The sequence below is a fragment of the Flavobacterium sp. GSP6 genome (assembly GCF_003984855.1).
Classification (GTDB): domain Bacteria; phylum Bacteroidota; class Bacteroidia; order Flavobacteriales; family Flavobacteriaceae; genus Flavobacterium.
This window is the reverse complement of sequence record NZ_RYDO01000020.1, coordinates 32527-45810: the sequence shown is the minus strand read 5'-3', so window position 1 is coordinate 45810 and position 13284 is coordinate 32527. Positions and strand designations below refer to the sequence as shown.

The 13284-nt window shown below is 33.9% G+C and carries 15 protein-coding genes; 13 read left to right on the top strand and 2 right to left on the bottom strand.

Annotated elements, in window-relative coordinates; all coding sequences use genetic code 11:
• The 6 genes from EKM03_RS15030 to EKM03_RS14245 form a co-directional block, all read left to right on the top strand.
• Nucleotides 1-393: hypothetical protein (locus EKM03_RS15030; RefSeq protein WP_158616377.1), on the top strand; the 393-nt coding region annotated here is incomplete at its 5' end.
• Between the two features lie 660 nt (nucleotides 394-1053).
• Nucleotides 1054-2151, top strand: a complete 1098-nt coding sequence (locus tag EKM03_RS14265) for a Fic family protein (protein ID WP_126553758.1) — start codon at nucleotides 1054-1056, stop codon at nucleotides 2149-2151.
• A 331-nt stretch (nucleotides 2152-2482) separates the two neighbouring features.
• Nucleotides 2483-2731: a hypothetical protein gene (locus tag EKM03_RS14260; RefSeq protein WP_126553756.1), complete on the top strand. Its 249-nt coding sequence runs from the start codon at nucleotides 2483-2485 to the stop codon at nucleotides 2729-2731.
• A 282-nt stretch (nucleotides 2732-3013) separates the two neighbouring features.
• Nucleotides 3014-3535, top strand: a complete 522-nt coding sequence (locus tag EKM03_RS14255) for a hypothetical protein (RefSeq protein ID WP_126553754.1) — start codon at nucleotides 3014-3016, stop codon at nucleotides 3533-3535.
• A complete protein-coding gene (locus EKM03_RS14250; RefSeq protein WP_126740654.1) occupies nucleotides 3528-4217 on the top strand; it encodes a nucleotidyl transferase AbiEii/AbiGii toxin family protein in 690 nt (229 codons plus the stop codon). The genes EKM03_RS14255 and EKM03_RS14250 overlap by 8 nt, the downstream gene beginning before the upstream one ends.
• 361 nt (nucleotides 4218-4578) lie before the next feature.
• Nucleotides 4579-5418, top strand: coding sequence for an RteC domain-containing protein (locus tag EKM03_RS14245; protein ID WP_126740653.1), 840 nt, complete (start codon nucleotides 4579-4581; stop codon nucleotides 5416-5418).
• A gap of 77 nt (nucleotides 5419-5495) precedes the next feature.
• Here EKM03_RS14245 and EKM03_RS14240 read toward each other — a convergent pair whose 3' ends face one another.
• The gene (locus EKM03_RS14240) at nucleotides 5496-5738 is read right to left on the bottom strand and encodes a hypothetical protein (RefSeq protein WP_126563043.1); all 243 of its coding nucleotides are present in this window, start codon (nucleotides 5736-5738) and stop codon (nucleotides 5496-5498) included.
• Nucleotides 5739-6162: 424 nt separating this feature from the next.
• On the opposite strand from EKM03_RS14240, the gene EKM03_RS14235 reads away from it, so the two are divergent.
• The gene (locus tag EKM03_RS14235; protein WP_126740652.1) at nucleotides 6163-7803 is read left to right on the top strand and encodes an AraC family transcriptional regulator; all 1641 of its coding nucleotides are present in this window, start codon (nucleotides 6163-6165) and stop codon (nucleotides 7801-7803) included.
• 60 nt (nucleotides 7804-7863) lie between these two features.
• Here EKM03_RS14235 and EKM03_RS14230 read toward each other — a convergent pair whose 3' ends face one another.
• On the bottom strand, nucleotides 7864-8175 hold the full coding sequence (locus tag EKM03_RS14230) for a hypothetical protein (protein ID WP_126563045.1): 312 nt from the start codon (nucleotides 8173-8175) through the stop codon (nucleotides 7864-7866).
• 492 nt (nucleotides 8176-8667) lie between these two features.
• On the opposite strand from EKM03_RS14230, the gene EKM03_RS14225 reads away from it, so the two are divergent.
• The 6 genes from EKM03_RS14225 (at nucleotide 8668) to EKM03_RS14200 (ending at nucleotide 13018) form a co-directional block, all read left to right on the top strand.
• On the top strand, nucleotides 8668-8955 hold the full coding sequence (locus EKM03_RS14225) for a helix-turn-helix domain-containing protein (protein ID WP_126563046.1): 288 nt from the start codon (nucleotides 8668-8670) through the stop codon (nucleotides 8953-8955).
• 142 nt (nucleotides 8956-9097) lie between these two features.
• Nucleotides 9098-10036 carry a transcriptional regulator gene (locus EKM03_RS14220; protein ID WP_126740651.1) on the top strand — a complete coding sequence of 313 codons (939 nt, stop codon included), beginning with the start codon at nucleotides 9098-9100 and terminating at the stop codon, nucleotides 10034-10036.
• Nucleotides 10020-10679, top strand: coding sequence for an ATPase (locus EKM03_RS14215; protein WP_126740650.1), 660 nt, complete (start codon nucleotides 10020-10022; stop codon nucleotides 10677-10679). The genes EKM03_RS14220 and EKM03_RS14215 overlap by 17 nt, the downstream gene beginning before the upstream one ends.
• A 100-nt stretch (nucleotides 10680-10779) precedes the next feature.
• Nucleotides 10780-11451: a hypothetical protein gene (locus EKM03_RS14210; protein ID WP_126740649.1), complete on the top strand. Its 672-nt coding sequence runs from the start codon at nucleotides 10780-10782 to the stop codon at nucleotides 11449-11451.
• A gap of 57 nt (nucleotides 11452-11508) precedes the next feature.
• Nucleotides 11509-12234: a hypothetical protein gene (locus tag EKM03_RS14205; RefSeq protein ID WP_126740648.1), complete on the top strand. Its 726-nt coding sequence runs from the start codon at nucleotides 11509-11511 to the stop codon at nucleotides 12232-12234.
• A 541-nt stretch (nucleotides 12235-12775) separates the two neighbouring features.
• A complete protein-coding gene (locus tag EKM03_RS14200; protein WP_126740647.1) occupies nucleotides 12776-13018 on the top strand; it encodes a DUF808 family protein in 243 nt (80 codons plus the stop codon).
• The last annotated feature ends 266 nt before the right edge of the window (nucleotides 13019-13284 follow it).

The window sequence follows — 13284 nt, the reverse complement described above, 5'->3', positions numbered from 1 at the left end:
TTTTACGCACTTGTTTCATATGTTAAAATTAAGGTTTTATTCTTAACTTTTTATGCAGGTAAAGTTAGCAAGTCCAGTAAACCTTATTTTTTAATGGATGGTAATTTATTCCCTGGAATGAGTGGTTCTCCCGTAATTACAAAAGCATCATCAACTCATAATATAAATGGAGGAATTTCTTTTTCTAGTTCCACACAATTTTTCTTTATGGGAATTCATAGCGCTAGTTTTTACAAAGAAATTGGTATAAAAGAAAACCCCATTTATGTATTAGAAAATGGAGAAATAAAAATTAAAGGTTTTAATAATGAGCCTGTAAAAGAAAATTTAAGTTTGCAAACTTGTTGGTACAATGGAATAATTGAGGAACTAACAACACCTAAGATAAAATAACGTTGCCTAACAGCTAAGATTTCGTTGCGTGCGCAGCATGAACAATGAATTATAATCACCGAATACCAACAAAAATAAATTCAATGAGGTAAACCCGTGTTGAACGGAACCGAGTACCTGCCGTCAACACTATGGAGTTGTCGTAAAGATTGTAGCGGTATTTTCAAGAGGATTTTGTTCCTCTTTTTTTGCGGAGTAGTTTCAGCTAGTTTTTTCGTGTTTTCCTTCACTTTTGAACACAAATTCCCTTACCCGTAAAATTAATTTTGATAGGAATTTAAACATTACAGACGAATGCACCACAATTGAAGCCAAAAAAGGTTCTGCAATCGACACTTCAATAATGGAAAATATTTGTGCGTTTTCTAATTAACCCGGTTTGGGTGGTGGGCTAATTGTGCTTGGTGTTGTAAAAGATGAAACTTCGTTATTCCAAAACTATTTTATTGAAGAATTATATTTACCCTCAATAAAAGTTAAATAATAACAAAAAACAAACCCCGATATTTAATGTCAATTACCTTTTTGTAAAGAAAGAAAAACTTAAAATCAAACGAGGGCAATATTTACTCTCAAAAACAAAACGAGAGTAAATTTTTATTATATTTACACTCGAACACAAATTAAAGGTAATAAACGCCTTCGTTTAAAAATTATAATATGAGTAAGAGAATAACACATAATCCAGAAATTGCGTACAATGATTTGCCGTTATTACCCCCACAAGCGGAAATAGAAAATACTACAATACTCAAAAAAACAATTGCAGCCAGTAGAGCTTTATCAGAGCTAAAAGGAGCAATTACAAATTTACCCAATCCAACATTATTTATAGACACAATCAATTTACAGGAAGCACAAGCTAGTTCTGCAATTGAAAATATAATCACAACACAAGACGAACTGTTCAAAGCATCGATTGCTGAGAAAAAAAATGATAATCCTGCTACAAAAGAAGTAATGCATTACAAAAATGCCTTGTGGTTTGGTGTAGAACAAGTAGAAAACCGACCTATCCTAACGACAAATCTATTTGTTGCAATAATGCAAATCATAAAAGAAAATCAATCCAGTATAAGAAATGCACCTGGAACACAATTAAAAAACCCAGCAACAAACTCTGTAGTCTATACACCACCAGAAGGAGAAAATGTAATTAGAGAAAAGCTAAAAAACCTAGAAGATTTTATTCACGCAGAAGATAATATTGACCCATTAGTAAAAATGGCAATCATTCATTACCAGTTTGAAGCAATTCACCCATTCTTTGATGGAAATGGTCGTACAGGAAGAATTATTCTATTATTATACCTCAAAATGACAGGCTTACTTGATTTACCGGCACTATATTTAAGTAATTATATCATTCAACACAAAGACAAATACTACACCAATCTCAGAAAAGTAACAGAAGAAGGAAATTGGGAAGATTGGATTATATATATGCTGGATATGGTGGAACAAACAGCCCTAAAAGGAAGGAGCCAAATAGCGGAGATTGAAAAACTGATGAATGAAATGGGAACCGAAATACAACAAAAGTTACCAAAAATATATTCAAAAGACCTTATGGAAGAGCTATTCCGATTACCATATACAAAAAGAAACCAATTAGAAAAGGCAGGATTAGGCAATCTAAAAACGGTAGGTAATTATTTAAAAGAATTGGAAAATCACGGTTTCTTGAAAAGTGAACAAGTGGGCAAAGAAAAGTTGTATCTAAATTTTAAGTTGTTAGAAGTTTTGAGAGTAAAATAATTAAAAAAGTAATCAATAAAAATATGGCTGACTTAAATCACAATCCAACGGAATATATTAGAGGAATCCAACAAATTCTTATTGGATATTCCGGGTCAAACTGAACACCCCATTCCGGTTCAAACTGGACAGGTGATTCCGGAGCAAAGTGAACACCTCATTCCGGTTCAAACTGGACAGTTTTGATGATGATTTTTAGTCCTACTTTGTGATCAAATCACATCAGTATGGCCAATAAATTAATAGGATCAATTATGATACGAGAAATCATGGGTCATATAAATTTTCTGGGGATTAGGCAAAAAGTTTTTCCATTCTAAAGAGAAAGAATTTGATATCTACGACACGCTACTTTTCTCCTGCAAAAGAACATGAATTTAAAACTATTGTCCTTAACTCTTCAATTGTAAGCACGGGTGCCAAAATGAAAACATTAAGAAATATTGATTCATTTGATAACAAAATGATAAGTAAAGTTCAAACTTTAATGAATACAAGAAATGCTTTTGCGCACTTGCCATTAACAAAATCAGCAACAATAACTGCTACCAATAAAGGAGAAACCTTGTTTGGAATTTAGAGGACGTATCAACTCAATTAGACATAATGAATTCAAGCGGTGAGATTAAGAAAAAAAATACTAAAAGAATTAATTATAGAATATCAGAATGTTTTAGCTGAAGTCAATACATACTTAGAATCATATTTTACACATAGTATTTAAATAATTAACCTCAACTCAATTTGTTATAGTCAATAGAGATATATTGCATATCGCGATATGCGATATAAAATAGTAATCTATTGTTTTATAAGTAAATATTAAGTAATATTGCATATCGCAATATGCAATATAAAGAAAATGTCCCAAATAAAAAATAATCTAAAGCCACAAGACATAGTAATCCTCCTAAAGATTATCGCTTTAGGAAACAAAGATTGGTTTCACCATACACTGGCAGAAGAATTGGGAATGAGCCAATCAGAAGTCAGCCAATCTCTCAATCGTTCCAAATATGCAGGCTTAATTGATGACGCAAGAAAAAAAGTAAACCGTATAGCATTCAATGAATTCATCATCCACGGCATAAGCTATGCGTTTCCACAACACCCTGGACCAATAGTAAGAGGTGTACTGACAGCCCATTCTGCAGAACCGTTAAATAAAATTATAAATGCCTCAGAAAAATATGTTTGGCCTTACGCTAGAGGAAACGATAGAGGTCAAGCCATCGAACCGTTATACAATACAGTAGTAGAAGCAATACTAAAAGATAACATATTATACGAATTACTGGCAATGGTCGATGCATTGAGAGTCGGTAGAGTAAGAGAAAAAGAAATAGCGAAAAAAGAACTGGAAAAAAGAATACTAAATGCATAATAAAATAATAAATCTAGCTTTAGTAGCTCAAGTAGCAAAAGGCCTGGAAGAACTGAGAGAAAAAATGGTATTCATTGGTGGAGCAGTGATTAGCTTGTACACCGATGACCCAGCTGCAGAAGAAATCAGACCGACTTCAGATATAGACATGACCATAAACTTAGCTAACTATAACGAATGGGCACAAATGCAAGAACGCTTGGCAGAACTAAAATTTTATCCAGATCCTGAAGGACATTCTATTTGTTCATACAAATATGATAAAATAGCAGTAGACATAATACCTGCAGAAGATAGTAGCATCGGAATTTCTAATATATGGTACAAGCCAGGCTTTAAATACCTACAACAAATTGATTTGCCAGAAGGAGTTAATATAAACATTTTACCTTCACCCTACTTCCTTGCCACAAAATTAGAAGCATTTAAAGACAGAGGCGCAAATGATTTCTACGGTAGTCACGATTACGAAGACATCATCTACCTATTAGACAACAGAACCTCAATTGTAGAAGAAATACTCGCTGCCGATGAAGATGTTAGAACATACATAAAACAAGAAATAAATGGCATAAAAAAGCATCCGCAAGCAAACGAAATTTTAGCCATGCACATTCATCCATTAGTAAGGGAAGAAAGGTTTGGTATGTTGATGGAGAAAATTGAAAAAATTACAAAATAAAAAATATAAACCAGAAGCTTTTTGCTACTGGTTTACCTTTAGAAATAAAATGATTACAACTAGTATTATAAAATATGCTATTCTGTTTTACTAGTATGGCTACTAGTTTCACAACTTATAACCTCCAATATCGTTCTAATTATAAATGCGGTGATTATTTCTATTTATCACCGCATTTTTGCGGTAAATATAAAATACAATCACCGCATTAGTACAAAAAACAAAGTATGCAATTCGGGAATTTCACTATTCAATTCGGGAATCGCACACTACTCCATTTGCAACGGTAGCGGGCATCAAATAGATTTACAGCCCAATTCAATTACCAAATAAGTCAATTTGTAAATCTTAAACCGCTTCAATGAAATTATTTTCTGAATCCTTGATGTCTCAATTAGAACAGCAATTAAAAGTAATCCATCTGCAAACAGAAAATCCAATTCAATCGGCTGAATTGGCCATTAAAAGTAGCGTTACTGCCTTAGAGAGACTAAAATCCTCTTTCATAAAATACAAATCGTTGAACAAGAAAGAAGAAATAGAATTCTTCCGAGACATCAAGCCTAAGTTTGCTGCTAAACTGATTTACTATAGCGAAATCTATACTATAGAAACCAACAAGCCATTGGGTTCCCATAAAACAATAGCTAAATATTATAACTCGGAACTTCTTAAATTAAAAGTTTTCTTCAAACAAAACCAGGAATTTTATCGTTACTGTCGCACGGCTAACAACTGTCTCGATAGCAAATATTATATACGCGAAAAATACGACCTTAAATTAATGATGGACAGTGTTTATTTTCAAGCAGATCATCGCTTCACTACCTCCCATGACTATAAATTGGCTCGAATACTAGCCAACGATGAGATTAAAGTTTTTCTGGAAGAGCAAATCCAAAAATTAGGCAGTAAAACAATCCAATCACCTTCTCAACTCTCTAAAAGTCTAAAATGGACAGGGTCAAAAGTAGATCTTATAGAATTGATTTATGCACTGCATTCAGAAGGCGTTTTTAATAATGGAGCCACAGAGCTCAAAGAAGTCATAACCTTTTTCGAGTCTTCTTTAGAAATCGAATTGGGCCAATTCAACAGGGTTTTTCTGGAAATTCGCAACAGGAAATCCGATAGGACAAAATTTATGAATACACTCAAAAACAAACTAATAATCCGCATGGATGATGCAGATGAAAATTAAAAAAAAAGCTGCTCACACTAAAATGAGCAGCCTTCTAGCTTTGATTGTAATAACTCCTATCTTAAACATGGATTCAACTACTCGTTGCTCCTTGTAGTTCCTGTAAAATGGGTGATAAGCTTTTTCCAGTCTGGATCAACGGTTTCATCTGCCTGCATTGTAACTGTATTAGTCGATAAACTTTCCGTAGCGAGCACTGTATCCCCCTTCTTGGTAGTATAATAAGGATTTTCGTTCTTCATATCTGACTTGCCTACAGTATCGCCCGCTACAAGAGGACTATCGGTTGTACAGGAAGCAAGTGCAAAAAGGACGGCCAAACAAATTAATGTACTAAAACCTGAATAAAATTTTTTCATTTTTGATAATGTTTTTAAATGTTACTGATTACTTTTTAATCAGTTCATTTCTCCCGGGATAATCTGAACAATTTTGATGGTGGTTTTGCTCATAACAAAACCGTTTGAATTCAGGGCAAAACTAATGGCACTTTTCCTCACCGGCAAGCCAATAGCTGTTCAATTCGGGAATCTATGATATGCAATTCCCGAATTGAACACACTACATTTTACTCTAAAATCCAAATAAACAGTAAGTTAAACTCAAGGAAACGAAAGAATCCTTTATCAGGGTAATTCTTGTAATCAATTACATTATTTTAGCTACATTTATTTTACAAAATACAGTCTCAAAGACATTAATCTTATGTTTTTTAATCACTAAGCTCCCCAATCTTTTAGAAATATGACTAAAAAATACTTACTTATAATATGGTTATGTCTGCATTATAATGCTTATGCACAACAAAATAATTTTGTTATCCCGGACAGTCTTTCAACCAAAGACTATGAATATTTTAGTAAAAACATACTTTACGAGGAAAAGGACAGTATCAAAGAAAGTTTGTATGCACAATCATGGTTAGCTAAGGCAAAACGGGAGAAAAATTTCGGACAAATGGCGCAATCCTATAAAGCCCTAATTTATACAAGCGATAAAAAACTACAACTTATATATGCCGATTGTATGTTGACAGCGGCAAAAAAAACAGCTGATTATGCATTAATCGGATCGGGCTACATGACGAAAGGGGTTATCCAATACGATCGTAAAGAACACATGAAGGCACTAGATAGCTACATCATGGCAGACGAATACATTTCGAAGACAAACAACCAATACCAAATTCACAAAGTAAAATATGGCATTGCTCAGATCAAATATTACCTTGGGTTTTACGATGAGGCAATAGCATTATTTAAAGAATGTTTGAGCTATTTCAAGGAAGAAAATAAACGTGCCTATCTGAATACACTTCATTCTTTAGGGCTTTCTTACAACCGCATAGGTAAATATAAGTTATGCAACCAGATGAATCAGCTGGGGCTAAGTGAGGGACAGCGTTTTAAAAGCTTAGAAATGCAGTCGTACTTCATCCATTCCGAAGGCGTAAATCAGTATTTTAAACACAATTATCCTGACGCAATAAAGAAGTTGACGAAGGCACTGCCTGCTTTGAAAGAAACTAAAGATCTAACAAACGAAACGACGGCCTATTTTTACATCGGTAAAAGCTACTGGGCTCTAAAATTGCAGGAAAAGGCATTACCCTACTTAAAAAAGATAGATGAAGCATTCCAAAAACAAAAGTACATACGCCCTGATTTACGGGAAGCTTACGAACTATTAATTCATTATTATCAGCAACAAAACGACAAAGAATTAGAGTTATATTATGTCACAGCCCTTTCAAAAGTAGACCAAGTGCTAATTAAGGATTATAAATACCTTTCAGGGAAAATACACAAAGAATACGACACAAAAAATTTAATTCAAACTCAAAGAAACATTGAACACTACTGGACCATTATAATTACCATAATGACAGTAATCATAGCGGTATTGGTGTACAGACACTATAAAAATAAAAGATTATTTGAAGAATTGATGAATCGCAAACCCGAAACGACCCGATCATTAGTTTCAAACAATACCAGTAAAGAAACCGAACTCGATATCAATCCCGAGGTGATTGCCGCCATTCTTAAAAATCTCGAAAAATTTGAACGCAATAAAAAGTATCTCGAAAAAGACATGACTTTGGCAAAAATGGCTTTATTATTAAACACCAATACGAAATACGTATCAAAAATTATTGCACGTTACCGCGACAAAGGAACCGTTGAATATATCACCTATTTAAAGATTGAACATATTATAAAACTACTCATAAACGAAAACAAATACCGCAATTACAAAAATAAGTCATTAAGTGACGAAGCTGGTTTTGGCTCCACCCAAAACTTTACACGAGCGTTCAAAAATCAAACAGGCCTCTCTCCCACCTACTTCATCAATAAATTAAGAAGTCAACAACATTCATAATAACAAGACATCATCTGAAATGTCCTTTATAGTTACCATTCCAAAAATCGTGCTAACGAATTAAGCGTTGGCCGAAGGGAGTGATCCTAGAGTCGAGTTATAGAGCAAAATCCAAATAAACTTCCACTTCTCCTCGCCCTTAAATACAAAGCATAGAAAACAACGAAAAAGTGAAATGGCAGCAGTCCGCGAGTTGAGGACGAAGGACGAACGGCTCGGGCTGCGGAACGGAACTTCGAGGTAGTTTTCAAGCTTTTGATTTTCAGGCTTGATCTTTTGTTTCTTTTGCATCAAGGCAAAAGAAAAGCTCCCCCCTTCAAAGCAAAAATCAGTAATTGCACCATGAATATTTTTTGCTTCTTTAGAAATCAAAGATTCAAGAACTCCAAAAAATTATTAACTCGTAAGTAATCAAGACAAAAGAACAGGTTCCCTTCAAAGAGAAAAATAGCAGTAACACACCAAAACATTCAATTAATCTCTTCTAACCGCCCTTAAATAAAAAGCATAGTAAAACAACGAGGAAGTGAAGTGGCAGCAGTCCGCGAGTTGAGGAAGAAGGACGAACGGCTCGAGCTGCGGAACGGCGCTTCAAGGTAGTTTTCAAGCTTTTGATTTTCAGGCTTAATTTTTTTGTTACTTTTTTCATCAAGGAAAAAAGTAAAAATTTTCTTCAAATAAAAAACCAGTAGTAACATAATCGTACTTCTTATGACCACCCTTATATTTTATTAAAAAAAGTCAATAACCACAGCCACTTCAAAATAAAAAACCATTTTTTCTTTCACAACTTGTGAACCACTTGTGATATAAAAACAACCAATACCACCAATTTTGCACCATAACAATATAAAAACGAAAGTTATGGCAATCGAAATCCTTACCAAAGCAGACCTCTATGAATTCCGTAAATCTCTATTAGAAGATATTACAAAAATACTTAAAGGTACAAACGAGCAACCCAAAAAATGGCTCAAATCCAATGAAGTCCGAAAATTGCTGAATATTTCACCCGGTACTTTACAAAACCTCCGTGTCAATGGCACACTCACCTACACCAAAATCGGTGGTATTATGTATTACGACCAAACAGACATTGAAAAACTTTTAAACGGAAATAAAGTAAATGCCCAGCCTACCCTTTTCAAGTAAAGTCATTACAAGTAACCAAACAATCTGTCTAACCTAGACAAAGGAGGACAAGAGGACTTTATTCGAATTAGAGGAGTAATCTCATTAACTCCTTACAACTTGTGGTTAATCAAACTGAACACTAAAAACTGAACACTATCTCATGAACTACATCAAACACCTCACCGGATTTTTCAATAAAATCAATTATGAATCCACCCTAAATCCAACGCACATTTCTCTCTATTTGGCACTTTTCCAATGTTGGAACGTAAACCGATTCAAGAATCCAACAGGCATTTCTCGGGAAGAAATCATGAAAGCCAGCAAAATCAATTCAAAAGCAACGTATCATAAATGCATGAGAGAATTAGAACTTTTAGGATTTATGGTATACAACCCAACATTCAATCCACACTCTTGCTCCAACATCATTATGATCAATTTTTCTGAAAAAGAAAAAACAATTTCAAAAATACCACAACCAACCCATTCAAAAAATGAACCCGTTCACAATTTGACCGAATCAAAAAATGAACATGTCATTGAACAGGTAAATGAACAGCTCTATATATATAATAAAAAACAAACAGTTAAAAACAATTTAAACAATACAAAAATAGATATAGAAAAAAATTTAATAAATCAACCAGTTCAAAATTTAAATCCCATAATAATTCCAAAAGAGAAAGAAATAAAAACGGAGACCGGGCAGCAAATACTTCCAGTATTCACTGCTACCAATAAAAAACAAACTGAAAGCGGGCAGCAAAAAGAAAAAAGTTGCGCCAAAAAAGAAAAAGATGTTGAACTCGATTTATTTTTTGAAACCACAGTGCCATCACTCGAAATGATACTGGAATACTTCTCTTTCAAGGAAAGCTCCCAAATAGAAGCCAATAAGTTTTTCAATTACTACTCCAGCATCGGTTGGCTCATAGGCGGAAAAACAAAAATGAAAGATTGGAAAGCTGCAGCAAGAAACTGGATGCTCAACACAGCTAAGTTTGCAACAAACACTCCAAAAACCGATTACAACGCCCAACCAAAACCGATGCACCTGCACACGGCAACTCAAAAAAACTATGACGAACCATTGTAAATCAGTCCATGAAACCTTCTTGGTCTACAAAGGTTTCAAAGTGTATAATTTCCAGAAATGCTTGGAATATTTAGAAAACCAAGGAAAAATAACCTATGGAAGTTCGTTTCATATCAGCGAAATGGATTACCCTACCATCTACAAATTGTTGATTTATATGATAAAAGATGAGAAAGCTGCCATAAACCAAAATATAGACTTAACAAAAGGCATTTTAGTATCAGGTTCAATTGGTTGCGGAAAAACATCCCTGATGAACTTAGTACGTCCTTTTACCTATCATGCGTCTGAGTACAAAATAAAAACATGCAGGGAAGTCTCGTTTGAATTTGCCAAAAATGGCTTTGAAGCCATCAACTGCTACACGCTAAAGCAATCCAATCAATCAAAACTAACCGGTTATTGCTTTGACGATTTAGGTGCCGAACAGCAAATAAAGCACTTCGGAAATGATTGTAACGTCATGGCTGAAGTACTAATAAGCCGATACGAACAATTTGTCGAAAACAAATCCGTCACGCACATCACCACCAACCTTTCCGCCTCCGAAATCGAAAACAACTACGGCAACCGCCTCCGCTCCAGAATGCGACAAATGTTCAATTTGATAACATTTGATAGTAGAACGAAAGACAAACGATAAAGTCATTGCGAGGAACGAAGCAATCTTATCACTTTGCGTAAAAATTGTATCGAGAAGCAACTTTAAACTTTTCAAACCTTAAACCTTAAACTTTTCTATCATGAAAAAAATCAACACTTTCTGGAACTGGTTCCAAGACAACAATCAAACCATCAAAAACCTCATCAACGAAACCCCTAAAAACCAAAAACACATCAGCTTTTGGATAAACAAAAACCTCGGTTATTATTGCAAGGAAATTGACTTTATGATTGTATATCCGAAAACCGCCAACGGAAAATGCGAGCTAATTTTAACCGCCAACGGCAACCCAGAATACTTTAATCACGTAATTGATTTAGTCGACAATGCACCACAATTGAAAACCTGGAAATTCACCGCATTCATCCAACCAACCGAAAGAATTTACGAAATTATGAATGGTCTTGACGATCCATACATCTTCCATGAGATTACACTAAAAGCCAGCGAACTCACATTTTTACCTGTTGAGTATCATGAATTATCACATAAGTTAGACATTGTAGTTTTTTTAAAAAGTTACAATTTGTATTGTGATACAAAGACGTTACAACAAGCAATTTTCATCATCATACAAGACATAGTAGGAGAAAAATCCCTATACCAAAACATCAATTTTGTGCAGTTGGCACAAGTACCAGATAACAAGGATGGGTTGATTCACTTGTACGATTTTCAATTGTTTCTGGACAATCTAAACGGCGTGGAATTAAATAATTATTTTCTCAAAATGTGGAAAACCGTAAGATAAACAATTTTTTATACTATAGATTTGACGCATTATTATTAATCTAAATCTCACTATCAAATGAAAAAATTGACTATTGCTTTAATTATTATCCTGTCATTAGTACCGAAACAATCGCAAGCTCAAAATAATGGTGCAGCAGTAGCTGCGGTAGCCGGTGGTCTGTTAGCCATAGGAGCAGGAATTGCTGCCGTGGAGGACATGAAAGAAAGAGCCGAATTGACTGCTACCCAATATGTTTTAGCGAATCATCCTGAATTAAATAGTTTTTCATTAAAAACACTTGATTTTAATGGAAAAAAAACAAAAGATATGTCAGCTACCTCTGTTATTTCTTTTAAAATACAAGAATTTAGTCCATCCGACAATCCAAAACTAGATGGTAAAAAGCTGGTATTACTTGCTTTTACCAGCTACGGATGGATCAGCGATCAAGGTATTGACTTTAATAAGGTACAATGGTACTTGATTGACAGTAGCGAATGGATGAATATGATAGTAGCCTATGCTAAAGTAGCATCAAAAGAAAAAAGCGATGCAGTACTAAAGGATGCTTTAGCTAATGGCGTTGTCGTTAATAAAGGAATAAAGGCAAAAGGGAAATCTGAAATTCCTTTTTTTAAATTAGAAGGTGATATGTATTTGGTGACCGACTATTCTTCCGAAATGAAATTGATTTATAATGAAAAAACACTCGGAATATTTTTAAAAAAAACGCAGAATTTAGTACAGATGGGAAGAGCAGCTGTAATTGATACGCACGAATTCTTATTTCAACAAAATTAAGTCTAGGAATACCCATCTGTCAACAAATTTAACCTAAAACAAAATATTCAATCACGACTTTTGGGATTTTGTTTGAATGACCTTGGCACCGAAAAGCAAGTCAAACATTTCGGTAATGAGTGTAAGGTAATGGCTGAAATAATTCTCAGCCGTTACGATTCATTCATTAAAAAAAAATCACTAATACACGTGACCACTAATCTTTGCGCTTCAGAACTCGAAGCAAGTTATTAAGACCGCGTACGATCCCGCATGAGACAAATGTTTACCCTCGTAAGATTTATACCAAATTCAAAAGAAAAACGATAACAAACGGCACATTCATAAACTCTAATAAATAACAAACTGCATGAGTCAATAAATATTTAAGTTGATAGTGTTTGAAAGTAAAATAAGGAAGAACAGCCAAATTAAATATCACTAAAAGTGGGTATAGTAATATTCTAGAAAATACTGTTTATTTACAAATCAACAATCAAAACATTATCATTTGATAAAACGAAAGAAACATTAATTCAAAAAAGATATTTAATTTCTTCAAATGAGTGAAACCGTAAAGATTCTTGTCCAAGCACTACCAAAGGTCATCAAAAGTTTGTCCGTTATAGGCACCATCGCCTTAGTCTTAGTAGCAGGTGGCATATTTGTTCACAACATTGCTTTTTTTCATGGGATTTTAACCCAATTGCCTTCCATGGTAACTGAATTTTTAATAGGACTACTCATTGGCCTATTTGTTTTGGGAATTGTATCGCTGTTCAAAAAAATAATTGGTGAAAAATAGGTCCTACAAAACGGAATATATTTTAGATACTCCAATATTTTAAAAATAGCAGGAAAAAATCAACCAAAAGACTCGTGTTTTTATATCTATTACTCCCTTTGTATTAAAGTATTTTATCAAACTAAGCTTACAAAAATTAGATGAATTAGACTTGCTTTTAAGACTGTCTCAAGAAATTGGACGTTAATTTATAAAAAATACATACCGATTTACACAATAAATCCAATCTTTTATCTGAAACTTAGTATATTTCAAAAGCCAATAAG

What these genes read in the sequence shown, in the direction of transcription:
- EKM03_RS14265 (WP_126553758.1), top strand. Translation starts at nt 1,054, where the DNA reads ATGAGTAAGAGAATAACACATAATCCAGAAATTGCGTACAATGATTTG.
- EKM03_RS14255 (WP_126553754.1), top strand. Translation starts at nt 3,014, where the DNA reads ATGTCCCAAATAAAAAATAATCTAAAGCCACAAGACATAGTAATCCTC.
- EKM03_RS14250 (WP_126740654.1), top strand. Translation starts at nt 3,528, where the DNA reads ATGCATAATAAAATAATAAATCTAGCTTTAGTAGCTCAAGTAGCAAAA.
- EKM03_RS14245 (WP_126740653.1), top strand. Translation starts at nt 4,579, where the DNA reads ATGAAATTATTTTCTGAATCCTTGATGTCTCAATTAGAACAGCAATTA.
- EKM03_RS14235 (WP_126740652.1), top strand. Translation starts at nt 6,163, where the DNA reads ATGACTAAAAAATACTTACTTATAATATGGTTATGTCTGCATTATAAT.
- EKM03_RS14225 (WP_126563046.1), top strand. Translation starts at nt 8,668, where the DNA reads ATGGCAATCGAAATCCTTACCAAAGCAGACCTCTATGAATTCCGTAAA.
- EKM03_RS14220 (WP_126740651.1), top strand. Translation starts at nt 9,098, where the DNA reads ATGAACTACATCAAACACCTCACCGGATTTTTCAATAAAATCAATTAT.
- EKM03_RS14215 (WP_126740650.1), top strand. Translation starts at nt 10,020, where the DNA reads ATGACGAACCATTGTAAATCAGTCCATGAAACCTTCTTGGTCTACAAA.
- EKM03_RS14210 (WP_126740649.1), top strand. Translation starts at nt 10,780, where the DNA reads ATGAAAAAAATCAACACTTTCTGGAACTGGTTCCAAGACAACAATCAA.
- EKM03_RS14205 (WP_126740648.1), top strand. Translation starts at nt 11,509, where the DNA reads ATGAAAAAATTGACTATTGCTTTAATTATTATCCTGTCATTAGTACCG.
- EKM03_RS14200 (WP_126740647.1), top strand. Translation starts at nt 12,776, where the DNA reads ATGAGTGAAACCGTAAAGATTCTTGTCCAAGCACTACCAAAGGTCATC.